Here is a 12471-nt window from a genome sequence, read left to right on the forward strand (position 1 = left end):
GAGCCGATCCGCCGCAGCGGCGGCTTCGTCTCGGACGTGATCGGGGACGCCTGTCTGGGGCTCTGGATCGCGGCGGGCGCGGGCGGGATGGCGCGCGAACGAGGACGCGCCTGCGCGGCGGCCCTCGAGATCCTCGCGGCGGTCGAGTCCTTCAACGCCGCACGGCCGGACGGCGGCATCCCCATCCGCATCGGTCTGCATTTCGGCGAGGTCTGTCTGGGCGACGTGGGCGCCGGCGAGCACTTCGAATACCGGGCGGTCGGAGACGTGGTCAACACCGCCACGCGCATCGAGCAGGCGAGCAAGCGGCTCGGCACCCGGATCCTGGTGTCGGGGGAGGTTCGGGAGGGTTTGGAGGGATTCGCGATCCGCGATCTCGGATGGTTCGGGCTCGCCGGGAAACGGACCCCGGTCCATCTCTACGAGCTCATGGGGCGGGCGGACGACGGCGACGGGGAGATCCGGGATCTGATACGCGACTTCGAGGACGCCCTGGCCGCCATGCAGCAAGGGGACTGGACGCGGGCCGGCGAGGGGTTCGAGACGCTCGCGCGCCGCCGGGACGACGGACCCTCGCGCTTCTTCGCCGGGCTCTGCGCGGATTCGGGTCAGCGCCCGCCGCTGGTGGACGGCATCCGTGTGGTTCGTTTCGATGCCAAATAGGGCTTGTTCGTCCGTGAATCCCCGTGCTCGGCGGTCAGCCGGCCCTGGTCACGTGGCAATCGTAGATGTTGGCGCCCGCCGCGAAGCTGCCGACACCATTCCAGTCGTCGTCGATGGCAAAGCTCGCCTTGAACGTGGTCAAGTAGCATCCGGTTTCCGGGGGCGGGACGCTGACCGTCGCACGGCCTTCCATCCCGACCACCCGGGTCATCGACTTCAACCCGGTCTTGTAGAGGTTCCCGGAGGCGTTGGCCGAGAAGTGCGAACCCTGGAGTATCCCCAGGCGCATCAAACCTTCGGCCCGTCCGTTTAGGGTGCCGCGCTTCGGATTCACCGCAAGCTGAAGCGTCATCGAGCCGGCGCCAGCGATTTCCGGTCTGAAGTCGAGCTTGACGAGATAGAACTCAGTTTCCATTGCCTTCACCCCATACCTGGATATCCAAGGTATGCGTTAAGAATATTGATGGCCCTTACTATTCTCGTCGGTGTGGAATGCCGCGACTGGCCACTTTTCTTGCGGCCGGATCCCGAATATTCGACGAACCGGAATCCGTCCGAGCGGGGAACGGACGTCTCGGCGAGGCTTTGCGCCGAGCGATGACGTCCGTCACTGCCGATCCGGCACGGATTTGCGCTGGACGAGGGGGATGCGGTGCCGGTCGGCTATCATGCCTCTTCCGGTATCCTGATGTGAGATCTCCAAGGATTCGATGCCCATGTCCGAACCCACGACCCTGCAGATGGTGGCCAGCAAGGAGCTCGGCGGAGCCGAGCGCTGGTTCATCCGTTTCTGCGCGGCGCTCGCCGAGCGCGGCGCGCCGGCCGAGTTGGCGATCCGTGCCGGGAGTGCGCTGGACGGGCTCGACCTCGGTGGGCTGCCGATCCATCGTCTGCCCTTCCGCACCACCTGGGATCCCTGGTCGCGCCATGCGGTGGACCGGCTGATCCGCCGGATCCGGCCGGACGTCGTCCAGACCTACATGGGGCGCGCGACCCGGCTCACCCGTCTGCCCGAGCGGGGCGGGCCGGTCCATGTCTCGCGACTCGGCGGCTATTACGCACTCGGCCCCTACCGTCACGCCCATGCCTGGATCGGCAACACCAAGGGTCTGTGCGACTGGATGGTGCGCCAGGGTCTGCCGGCCGGGCGGGTCCATCACATCTACAACTTCGCCGATCCGGCGCGTCCGGTGCCCCCGGAGCGGGTCGCTGAGTGCCGGGCCGCGCATGGCGTTCCCGAGGACGCATGGGTGTTGGCGACGCTCGGTCGGCTGGTCCCGGTGAAGGGGCATCGCCATTTGGTCGAGGCCATGTCGCGTCTGCCCGCGACCCTCGCTGGACGGCCGCTGCGTCTGCTCATGGTCGGGGACGGTCCGCTCGGCCCCGAGCTGCGGCGCCAGTCCGAGCAGCTCGGCCAGCAGGACCGCATCCTCTGGACTGGCTGGCAGCGCGATCCGGCGCCCTATCTGCAGATGTCCGACCTGATCGTCTTCCCCTCGCTGGATGCCGAGACCCTGGGCAACGTCATCCTGGAGGCCTGGGCCTGGGAGCGTCCGCTGGTCACCGCCAGCTTCCGCGGCGCGCGCGAGCTGGCCCGTCACGGCGAGGACGCCTGGTGCGTGCCCTGCGAGGACGCGCCCGCCCTGGCCCAGGGCATCGAGCGGACGCTGTCCGATCCGTCGCTGATGCGTGCCATGACCGAGCGCGGCCGCGAGCGGGTCGAGCGCGAGTTCGGCCGCGAGGCCATCATGACGCAGTATGGGGAGCTGTATCGGTCGCTGGCGGGCTGAGGGCGGGGATTGGGGCTGTCCCCGTGCAGGGTGTAGCATGCCGAGCCATGTGACAACGCGCTGCACGGCCGCCATCAGCCCTCCTCAGCTGGGGGCTGGCGGCCGGAAGCCGACAGCTCAAACGAGTGAAATCATGATCATCGGACTGGATGTCGGGGGCACCCACACCGACGTCGTTCTGCTCGACCCCAGTGGTCCGGTCGAGCGGACCAAGGTGCCCACCGACGAGACCGACCTCTTCCGTTCCATCCTTTCCGGGCTCGACCGCATCCTCGATGGCCGCGATCCGGGCGGCATCGAGCGCATCGTCCTCAGCACCACGCTGACCACCAACGCCATCGTCCGCGACCGGGTCGAGCCGGCCGGGGTGCTGGTCTGCGCCGGCCCCGGGATGGATCCGGAGCTCTTTCGCGCCGGTCCGCACTACCATCGGGTCTCGGGCGCCATGGATCATCGCGGCCGCGAGATCCAGCCGCTCGACCAGGACCAGATCCGTACCCTCGCCGTGCGTCTCGGCGAGCAGGGCATCCGTCACGTCGCCGTGGTCGGCAAGTTCTCCAGCCGCAATCCGGCCCACGAGACGCGGATCGCCGAACTGATCGCGCCTTATGTCGAGCGCGTCTTCATGGGGCATCGGACCTCGGGAAATCTCAACTTTCCGCGCCGCATCGCCACCGCCTTCCTCGACGCCTCCGTCTATCCGATCCATCGCGCCTTCTTCGAGGCGGTCGGCGCCGCGCTGCGCGAGAAGGGGCTGACCGCGCCGGTCCACGTCATGAAGGCCGACGGCGGCACCATGAGCCTGGAGGCCTCGATCGAGTCTCCGGGTCAGACGCTCCTCTCGGGACCGGCGGCCAGCATCATGGGCGCCCTCCCGGCCGCCTGCACCGACGAGGATGTCGTGGTGCTCGACATCGGCGGGACCACCACCGACATCGCCGTCCTGGTCGGCGGCGTCCCGCTGCTGCAGCCGCTCGGCATCGAGATCGGCCCCTTCAAGACCCTGATCCGCTCGCTCGAGACCCGGTCGATCGGCATCGGCGGCGACAGCCATGTCCGGGTTCGGGAGGGACGTCTGGAGATCGGTCCGGACCGCGGCGGTCCGCCGCGCGCCCTGGGCGGTCCCGAGGTCACGCCGACCGACGCCTTCGTAGCGCTTGGCGAGCTGGAGTCCGGTGATCCGGCGCTGGCGCGTGCGGGGATCGCCGAGATCGGGGCGGCGCTCGGACTGGACGAGCGATCCGCCGCGCAATCCATCGTCGAGATCGCCTGCGAGCGCATCCTGGCCGCGGTGGACCGGATGTTGGCGCGGATCGACGGCCAGCCCGTCTACACCGTCCACGAGATGCTGGAGGGGTATCGCGTCCGGCCCGCGCGCATCCTGGTGCTGGGCGGCCCGGCCGAGCGCTTCGCGCCCCATCTGGCCGCGCAGGCGCGCCTGCCGGTGTCCCTGGTGCCCGACTGGGGCGTGGCCAACGCCATCGGTGCCGCCATGGCCCGCACCACCTGCGAGGTCGGTCTGGTGGCCGACACCGAGCGCGGTCTGGTGAGCCTCTCGAACGGCGACGCCCAGTGGCGCTGCGACCGCCGCTATACGCGCGAGGATGCGCTGCGCCAGGCCGGCGAGGCCCTGCGCGCCCTGGCCCTCGCGTCCGGCGCGGATGCCGAGGACATGGACATGGAGGTGACCGAGGATCTCCAATTCAACATCGTCAATGGCTTCTCGACCACCGGGCGCAACATCCGGATCGGTCTGCAGATCAAGCCCGGTCTCATCCGCGGCTACCGGCCGTCCACCAGCACCCCTCGGAGCGACCCATGCTGAAGGCATCCCACAAGACCGGACTGGTCTTCTTCCCGGCCTTCGACTGGGCCATCGGCCCGACCCATCCCGAGCGCGAGGAGCGTCTGCTCTACACGCGCGACCAGGTGTTCGAGGAGGGCATCCTGGACGTCGAGGGGATCCGCGAATACCGCCCCGAGCTGGCGAGCGTCGAGGACGTCCAGCGCGTCCATTTCTGCGTGCCGGACGTCGACTCGGCCATGACCGAGTCGCACTACATCAGCGCCGGCGGGGCCATGACCATCGGCCGCGCAGTGCTCGACGGCGAGATCGAGCGCGGCTTCGCCCTGGTCCGTCCGCCCGGTCATCACGCCATGCGCATGGTCCACGGCGGTCGCGGCTTCTGCAACGTCAACAACGAGGCCATCATGATCGAGGCCCTGCGCCGGCGCTACGGCATCCGCAGGGTCGCGATCGTCGACACCGACTGCCACCACGGCGACGGCACCCAGGACATCTACTGGCACGATCCGGACACCCTCTTCATCTCCATCCACCAGGACGGACGCACCCTCTACCCGGGCTCGGGCTTCCCCGAGGAGCAGGGCGGACCCAATGCGCTCGGGACCACCATCAACATCCCGTTGCCGCCCAACACCTCGGACGCAGGCTATCTGGAGATCGTCCGCGACACGGTGCTGCCGATCCTGGAGGAGTTCGAGCCCGAGCTGATCGTCAACTCGGCCGGTCAGGACAATCACTTCAGCGATCCCCTGACCAACATGAACTTCACCGCCCGGGGCTACGCCGAGCTGACGACCCTGCTCAAGCCGCACATCGCGGTGCTGGAGGGAGGCTATTCGATCGAGGGCGCGCTGCCCTATGTCAACATGGGCATCATTCTGGCGATGGCCGGTCTGGACTACGGTCAGGTGATCGAGCCCGATCTGTGTCCCGAGTCCATCGCCCAGTCCCCGGAGGTTGGCGACTATGTGCGCCGTCTGGGCGAGCTCACCCGGCGCAACTGGCGCGAGCGTCACGACCGCATGGCCGCCCTGCGCGCCAACGGCCAGAGGCTCCAGCGCCGTAGCCGCCGGATCCATTACGACACCTCGGGTATCTCGGAGCGTCAGGAGGAGACGGTGCGTCTGTGCGAGCGCTGCGGCGGCGCCCTGCGGATCGAGTCGACCGCCGACCAGGGCTGGCCGGTGCTCGCCGTGCATATCCCGCCGCATGCCTGCGAGGACTGCCGCCGGACCGGACGCGACTGGTTCGAGGAGGGCAAGCGCGGGCGTTTCGGGCGGGTCTTCCTCCAGGATCGGCCCGAGGACCGTTTCGAGATCGCCTGAACCTGCCTACCTCGCGCCGAGTGCGCGGGTCTTCATCGGCTCCTCAGCGCCCCTCCATTTGAGACAGGATGCAGTCCAGGGCGCGCTGGTTGGTGCCGGTCGGATAGAAGGCGTCGATATCGCTGGAGAATGTTGCCGCGTCGATCTCTCCCGCTGAGAGCTTGCTGGCCTCGTCGACGAAATAGACGTCGTTGCTCTCGACGCCCAGCAGATAGTCGATCGGCTGATCTCCGATGTTGAGCTTGCCGCAATTGGCGGCGACGCGGTCGAGGAAGGCGTTCGACCGGCCTCCTTCTGGTGCGACCAGGTCGCCTCCGCAGCCCGGAAGCGTCAGAGCGACGAATGCGAGCGCGAATAGAGGGTTCTTGATGTACTGCATGACGTATCCTCGTTTCTGTGGTTGCTGGACGACCTATAAGGAGTAGGTCTGGATCCTCTGAAGACCTATGTCTAGTATCTCCTGAGGGAGCTCGGTGCCCCGGCGTGATGAGTCGGCCGCGACGTTCGGTAGATCGTGAGATCCCGGGTCCGTGCGGGTATGGGGTCGATCGAGCTATACTCGTCGGCGCCCGTCTCGGGGAAGCGCGTCATTCGGGCGCGTTTCGGTCCAATGCCTGCGGGATTTCGGGTCCATGGCCTGCGTTCCCCTGCGTCTTCCTCGCCGCTCGGCATTTCAGGAACGGGAAACCTATCGCGGCATGCTATCCAAGATGGCCCACAACTGGAGGTTCGTCCGCAGACGTTTCGGCGTCTTCCTGACCTTTTCGCTGCTGGTCCTTCTGGTCCTCGGCGCCTATTTCTTCAACCGCATCTTCATCAACATCTATCCCGGCGAGGCCGGGGTGCTCTGGGAACGCCTGGGTGGCGGCACCGACATGCAGCACATCTATAGGGAAGGGCTGCACATCATCTTTCCCTGGGACAAGATGTACGTCTACGATACCCGCATCCAGCACCGTCCCTTCGCGTTCAAGGCACTCTCCAAGGACGGTCTGCCGATCGACTTCGAGGTTTCGGTCCGCTACTTCCCCGACCGCAATCATCTGCCTCAACTCCACAAGACCGTGGGCCCGGACTATGTCGACAAGGTGGTTCAGCCCGAGGTTCAGGCACACCTTCGCAAGGTAGTGGCCAACTATCTGCCCGACGAGATCTACACCTCGGAAGGCTATCTGCTGCAGATCATCATGCAGGGGGCCATAGGCGCCTTCGCCGAGCACTATATCGTCCTCGACGACCTGCTCATTCGCCGCATGATCCTGCCGAAGAGCATCGTCGAGGCCATCGAGCGCAAGCTGGCCCAGGAGCAGTATGTCCAGGAGTACGACTACCGCATCCAGCGCGAGGCCAAGGAGGCCGTGCGCAAGGCCATCGAGGCCGAGGGGATCAAGCGCTTCCAGGACATCGTCAAGTCCAGCGACTTCTTCGAGAAATATCTGCAGTACAAGGGGATAGACGCTACCCTGAATCTGGCCAGCTCCAACAACTCCAAGGTCGTGGTGGTCGGCGGCGGGGAGGGCGGCCTGCCCCTGATCATGAACATGGATCCCCCGGGGCGCGCGGCGTCGGCCGAGCCCGCCGCCAGCGACGAGGATCGCCCCGTCGAGAGCGCCGCCCCGTCACCCTCGGACCCGATACTTCCGCCCGGCGTCGAACCGAACGCGCCCTTTGTCGACCGGATCCTGCAGTATCTGGGCGAGATGGACATCGGCCTGCCGGATCAGACCCCTGCCGAGTCCTCAGGCGGGAAGTGACCGGAAATGCCGAATCCGTTCCTCAAGCGGTTCGTCCTGCTGTCGCTCCTGTGCGGCCTCTTCCTGGGCGGATGCAACGAGACCGATCTGGTGGGAGAGTTGGACGGCGAGGATTGGAGCGAGGGCCTGAACCTGCCCGAGGCCGATTTCACCCCGGCGGAGCGGCTGGAGGTGGTCACCTGGACCGACTATATCCCCGACGACGTCTTCGCGCTCTTCGAGAAGACCTATGGGACCCGGGTCGAGCCGACCCTGGTCGGCAGCAACGAGGACATGCTCGAACGCTTCGAAAAGAAGCCCGGGCGTTTCGACGTGCTCACTGCCAGCGACTACATGGTCGCCGTCATGATCGGCAAGGGGCTGCTTCATGGCATCGACCATGCCCACTTCTCCAACGTGCAGAGCCTCGACGAGGACATGCTCAGGGTCTGGTACGACCGGGGTTTGAGGCACAGCATCCCCCTGTTCCGCATCAGCCTGGGGGTGGCCTTCAACATCAAGTACGTCAGCGGGATTCCCAGGAGCTGGGACTATCTCCATGAGCAGGTGCGCAACGAGTATCTGGCCTTCCGCTTCGGGATCGTCGGCGAAATGCGCTTCGCCATGGGCATGGCCCTGATTCTCGACGGCCACTCGCCCAACAGCCGGGACCCGGCCGAGATCGCCGCCGCTGGGGATCGGCTGGTCCATGCCGTGGAACACTACGGGATGACCCTGTTCGGCGCCGACGCCGGCGATCGGGCGCTCGCGGACAACGATGTGCTCCTGGCCCTGACCTGGAACGGTCTGGGCGCCGAGGTGCTGAAGAAGAATACCGATATCCGCTTCCTGCTCCCCGAGGGCCAGGTCCTGGTCGCCTACGACAACCTCGTGATCGCAGCCGAGAGCCGGCGAGTCCGGACCGCCGAGCTCTTCATCGACTTTCTCCTCACCCCGCAGGTCATGGCCCATGTGACCAACTACAACCATTTCCCCAACAGCAACTCGCTGTCGATGCCCTTCGTCGAGCCCATCGTGCGCAACGGTCCGGGCTATCTCCTCCCGGACGAGGAGAACCGCCAGTTCCTCCAGGACGTGGGCGAGAGCATCCGGTATTACGAGGCGGCCTGGAAGCGGGTCCTGGAGGCCGATCCCTTGCCCTCGCTGGTCAAGCTGCCGCTGCCAAGGGATGGCTTTTTCCGGGGCGGTACTGCGCCCATCGACTTCGCCAAGGATCTGAAACGGCAAGAGGGGCTGTCCGGGGCGGGCTGCGACCCATGAGACGCTACTTCGAATTCGTCAGGGCCGAGGCGGGCCGGATCGACCGGCTCACGGTTCTCATGACCGCCGTGGCCGGCATCGCCAACGGACTGGCCGTGGCCACCGCCATCCATACCGCGGAAAAGCTCCAGCCGGGCAGCCTGCATTTCCGCGAGCTGCTGCTTTTCGTCTCGCTCATGGCGCTCTTCGTCTACTGCAAGCGCTATTCGATGAACGAAAGCACCCGGATGATGGAGGGCGTGGTCCGGACCCTGCGTCTGCGGATCCTGGGCAAGCTCCGCACGACCGGGCTGCTCGGACAGGAGGGGATCGACAAGGGCATCTTCTATTCCTCCCTGACCGCGGACACCAGCACCATCTCGACCTCCACGGTCACAGCCGTCAATGCCGTCTCCTCGTCGATCATGCTCGTCTTCATCCTCCTCTACATCGCGGTGATGTCGACCAAGGCCCTGGTCATCAGCTGCGGCATCATCGGTCTGCTGATCTTCTTCTATCTGGGCAACGAGAAGCGCATCTCCAGCGCCCTGGTCAAGTCCTCGGTCTCCGAGAACCGGTTCATGAACAACCTGGGCGGGCTGCTCGCCGGCTTCAAGGAGCTCAAGATGAACCGGCGCAAGTACGACGACTTCAGCCGCGAGGAGCTCGAAGGGGTCATCGACGACTCCGCCGAGCTCAAAACCGATGCCGGCCTGGGCCTCAACGTCACCATTCTGATCGCCCAGACCTTTCTGCTGATCGCCATCGGCGGCATCCTCTTCCTGCTGCCCCAGTTCGACAGCTCCGACATCTCCATCATCCCCAAGCTCATCGCCCTGCTGCTCTTCGCGTCCGGCCCCATCGGCGACTTCGCCATGGCCATTCCGGCCATCTCCCGCGCCGAGGCCGCGATCGACAACATCCGCGCCCTGGAGCGGCTCATCGATCAGGGCCAGAGCCGCAACGAGACCATCTGCGAGCGCCAGCCGATCGAGCCGCTCTCCTGGGGCACCATCCGTCTGGACGACATCCATTTCCAGTTTCCGCTCAGGGAGGGTGGGCGCCCCTTCAGCATCGGCCCCATGGATCTCATCTTCCACAAGGGCGAGATCACCTTCATCGTCGGCGGCAACGGCTCCGGAAAATCGACCTTCCTCAAGGTGCTGACCAGCCTCTACGAGCCCACCGGCGGTCACATCCGGCTGGACGACCGGGAGATCACGCCCTACAACCGGGCCAGCTACCGGGACCTCTTCTCCACCATCTTCACCGACTACTATCTCTTCCGCCGCCTGGTGGGCATCGATACCCCCGACGGCGATCGGATCCAGACCCTGCTGGAGCGAATGGAGCTGGCGGACAAGACCTCGATCGAGCACGGAGAGATCACCAACTGCGATCTCTCCACGGGCCAGAAGAAGCGGCTCGCCCTCGTCACCAGCGTGCTCGAGGACAAGCCGGTCATGATCTTCGACGAGTGGGCCGCCGACCAGGATCCCGTCTTCCGCCAGTTCTTCTACGACGTGCTGCTCCCCGAGCTCAAGGCTCAGGGCAAGACCGTCATCGCCGTCACCCACGACGACCGCTACTTCCATGCCGCGGACCGTGTCTACAAGATGGAATACGGCAGATTCGTGGCCTACGAGGAACACGCCGGCGGTCTCGGTACCTGAATCGGCCAGCGCCTCAGTACCGCTCCGTTCGAGCCCGCGTGAGCCGTTCGCTCTCGTCGAACGCCAGAAACCGAGTGAAGCAGGTTCCCACGTCGTAGGGCGCAATAGCGCAGCGTATTGCGCCGAAAGGACTTCATTCGAGGCAACAACGGCCCCTTTTGCCTATGGAAGGTAAGCACCTCCACAGACAGGCATGTATGTCCCTGTGATATGCGAGCTGTTCTCGCTGGCCAGAAAGCGAACCGCATGGGCGACATCTGCAGGCTCGCCAATCCGACCGGTTGGCGTATGCATCCTGATCATCTCCTTGAATTCCTCCGGCGCGTTCTGGGTCGCATCCGTGATGATCAATCCCGGGGCGACGATATTTGCGGTGATTCCGGATGGACCCAGTTCCTGGGCGAGATACTTGCAGAAACTGTCGAGCGCGCCCTTGGCCGAGCCGTGGGCGATGAAGCTCGGCGCGGGACTTTCAGAGAGGGTGCTTGAGATGAAGATCAGGCGTCCGAACCGATGTTGGGCCATGTTGACGGCGGCATGCCGGGCGGTCACATAGGCGGCATGCATTTCGTCATTGAGCTTTTGGGCGAACTCTTCCCAAGTCAGCTCCATGAATGGCTTGGCGGTGAAGTGCATGTTGGCGTTGGAGACGAGGATGTCTACGCCCCCATGGTCTGCGTCGATTCGATCGAACATCGCCTTGATCTGGTCGTCATCCCGAACGTCCGCCTGCAGGGTAAATGCCTCGCCTCCGTTGCGTTTGATCTCTTCGGCGAGCTCTTCCGCTTTTTGGGAGTTGCTGAAGTAGTTGATGAATACCCGGTGGCCATCTTCGGTCAGCGCTTTCGAGATCGCCGCTCCAATCCCTCGTGCTCCACCCGTGATCAGTGCATTACGCTTCGTCATTGCTAATTTCCATCTTCTGGGTTGTTGTGCGCAATCCATCTAGTGCGCGAGATTGTCAGGACGCTTGGTTTCTTGCGTGACAAGGTGGTCTTATACCGACTTTGGTGTCACTGCCGTCAGATTGACGGTAATTCTTGCGATCAGGAATGGATTTCGGATTTATCGCGACAAATGGCTCTGTCTATTTTTCGCCCACCAGTTACTTCAATGGCGTTTTCCGATAAAAGCTCCACCACGCACATCGTTTCCTCCATATTCTTCTATCACTTCCAATCCGCTATCGCTCATGGAAGAAAGGTACTCCTCATGGGAGAAAAGACCGATTTCAATGGATTGTTCATGGTAAGCGACACCATCGTCGCTACCGATAAGATGATGGAACCTGACCTCCACGATTTTTGGCTCCTTGAGCCGTACCTCTTCCATTCTGGCAATCTTCAAGTCCGGCTTGTTGGTGGCGTCGACGACGATCTCATCCTTGAAATCCTCCAATGTGCTCCATGGGGTGATCAAGGCCAATCCATCGGGCCTTAGGTGAGCGGCGATACGTTGCATGGCGGCACGCAGATTGTCCAGGGTCTTGACGAATCCAATCGAGCCGTATAAGCAGACGATCGCATCGAAATCCCTGTCCAGATCGAAATCGATCAGGTTTCCGGAATGAAATTCGAGGCCGGGGAACTTCTTTCTGGCCAGTGCAAGCATATCCTCGCTGAGGTCCAGTCCGGAAACATGGTAATCGTCCTTGAAATAGGGGATGTGACCCCCCGTGCCACAGGCTAGAACGAGCAGTTCGCTCTGCGAGCGAACGCCATGCTTGATCAATAGCTCTTTTACTTTGGCGGCCTCCAACGAGTATTCCTCGTCTTTCACATACAAGGCATCGTAATAGGTCGAAATCGTCTTGAAATCGGAATACATGGAATTCAACTCGGCATTCATTGATTAGGAGGCGGCCTATCACACCTTTGATGGTCGACCAGTTTTTTCTCGGATTCGGTCACCTGCGAGAATCAGTCTTGTAGCAGCGGGACCGATTCCATCCTTGGTGATCAATGTGTGAACTCCATTGCGATATAGGCGGGAGCCATGCCAAGAAGTACAGCCTACTAGGCTGCGCGAGGCTCGACCTCGGCCTCGATGGTTGAGCCAAAGGTCCGTTTAGCCACCTCCAGTTCGTAGTTCTTCTGCAGGTTCAGCCAGGATTGAGGTGTCGTGTCGAAGTGTATCCGTTCGGTTCCCCCCTGCTCTCACGCCGCAGCAGGTGGCGGCAGAACGGGAGCCGGTCGCCCCTGACGACGCTCGCGCATAACC

11 protein-coding genes are annotated in these 12471 nt (G+C 64.0%); 7 read left to right on the forward strand and 4 right to left on the reverse strand.

Annotated elements, in window-relative coordinates; all coding sequences use genetic code 11:
- Positions 1-663 (forward strand): adenylate/guanylate cyclase domain-containing protein (locus tag D779_RS20545; protein ID WP_043758303.1); only part of this gene is annotated, 663 nt, incomplete at its 5' end.
- Between the two features lie 34 nt (positions 664-697).
- Here the strand turns inward: D779_RS20545 and D779_RS20550 are convergent.
- Positions 698-1078: a DUF1842 domain-containing protein gene (locus tag D779_RS20550; RefSeq protein ID WP_043758304.1), complete on the reverse strand. Its 381-nt coding sequence runs from the start codon at positions 1076-1078 to the stop codon at positions 698-700.
- A 301-nt stretch (positions 1079-1379) separates the two neighbouring features.
- On the opposite strand from D779_RS20550, the gene D779_RS20555 reads away from it, so the two are divergent.
- The 3 genes from D779_RS20555 (at position 1380) to D779_RS20565 (ending at position 5585) form a co-directional block, all read left to right on the forward strand.
- Positions 1380-2453: a glycosyltransferase gene (locus tag D779_RS20555; RefSeq protein ID WP_043758308.1), complete on the forward strand. Its 1074-nt coding sequence runs from the start codon at positions 1380-1382 to the stop codon at positions 2451-2453.
- Between the two features lie 133 nt (positions 2454-2586).
- Positions 2587-4278, forward strand: coding sequence for a hydantoinase/oxoprolinase family protein (locus D779_RS20560; RefSeq protein WP_043758310.1), 1692 nt, complete (start codon positions 2587-2589; stop codon positions 4276-4278).
- Positions 4272-5585, forward strand: a complete 1314-nt coding sequence (locus D779_RS20565; protein WP_043758313.1) for a histone deacetylase family protein — start codon at positions 4272-4274, stop codon at positions 5583-5585. Before D779_RS20560 ends, D779_RS20565 begins: the two co-directional genes overlap by 7 nt.
- 43 nt (positions 5586-5628) lie before the next feature.
- Here the strand turns inward: D779_RS20565 and D779_RS20570 are convergent, their stop codons facing one another.
- Positions 5629-5964, reverse strand: a complete 336-nt coding sequence (locus D779_RS20570; RefSeq protein ID WP_043758314.1) for a hypothetical protein — start codon at positions 5962-5964, stop codon at positions 5629-5631.
- 253 nt (positions 5965-6217) lie between these two features.
- On the opposite strand from D779_RS20570, the gene D779_RS20575 reads away from it, so the two are divergent.
- Genes D779_RS20575 through D779_RS20585 form a run of 3 tightly spaced genes read left to right on the forward strand, consistent with a single transcriptional unit; the run spans position 6218 to position 10251 of the window.
- Positions 6218-7339 carry a prohibitin family protein gene (locus D779_RS20575; RefSeq protein ID WP_052348339.1) on the forward strand — a complete coding sequence of 374 codons (1122 nt, stop codon included), beginning with the start codon at positions 6218-6220 and terminating at the stop codon, positions 7337-7339.
- 6 nt (positions 7340-7345) lie between these two features.
- Entirely contained in the window at positions 7346-8599 is a 1254-nt protein-coding gene (locus tag D779_RS20580) for a polyamine ABC transporter substrate-binding protein (protein WP_043758317.1), read from the forward strand.
- Positions 8596-10251, forward strand: coding sequence for a cyclic peptide export ABC transporter (locus tag D779_RS20585; protein ID WP_043758320.1), 1656 nt, complete (start codon positions 8596-8598; stop codon positions 10249-10251). Before D779_RS20580 ends, D779_RS20585 begins: the two co-directional genes overlap by 4 nt.
- A 162-nt stretch (positions 10252-10413) precedes the next feature.
- Here the strand turns inward: D779_RS20585 and D779_RS20590 are convergent, their stop codons facing one another.
- Both D779_RS20590 and D779_RS20595 read right to left on the reverse strand, forming a co-directional pair.
- Positions 10414-11157, reverse strand: a complete 744-nt coding sequence (locus D779_RS20590; RefSeq protein WP_043758322.1) for an SDR family NAD(P)-dependent oxidoreductase — start codon at positions 11155-11157, stop codon at positions 10414-10416.
- Positions 11158-11361: 204 nt separating this feature from the next.
- Entirely contained in the window at positions 11362-12078 is a 717-nt protein-coding gene (locus D779_RS20595) for a class I SAM-dependent DNA methyltransferase (protein WP_157726496.1), read from the reverse strand.
- Positions 12079-12471: the final 393 nt, after the last annotated feature.

The organism is Imhoffiella purpurea (genome assembly GCF_000585215.1).
GTDB classification, from domain to species: domain Bacteria; phylum Pseudomonadota; class Gammaproteobacteria; order Chromatiales; family Chromatiaceae; genus Imhoffiella; species Imhoffiella purpurea.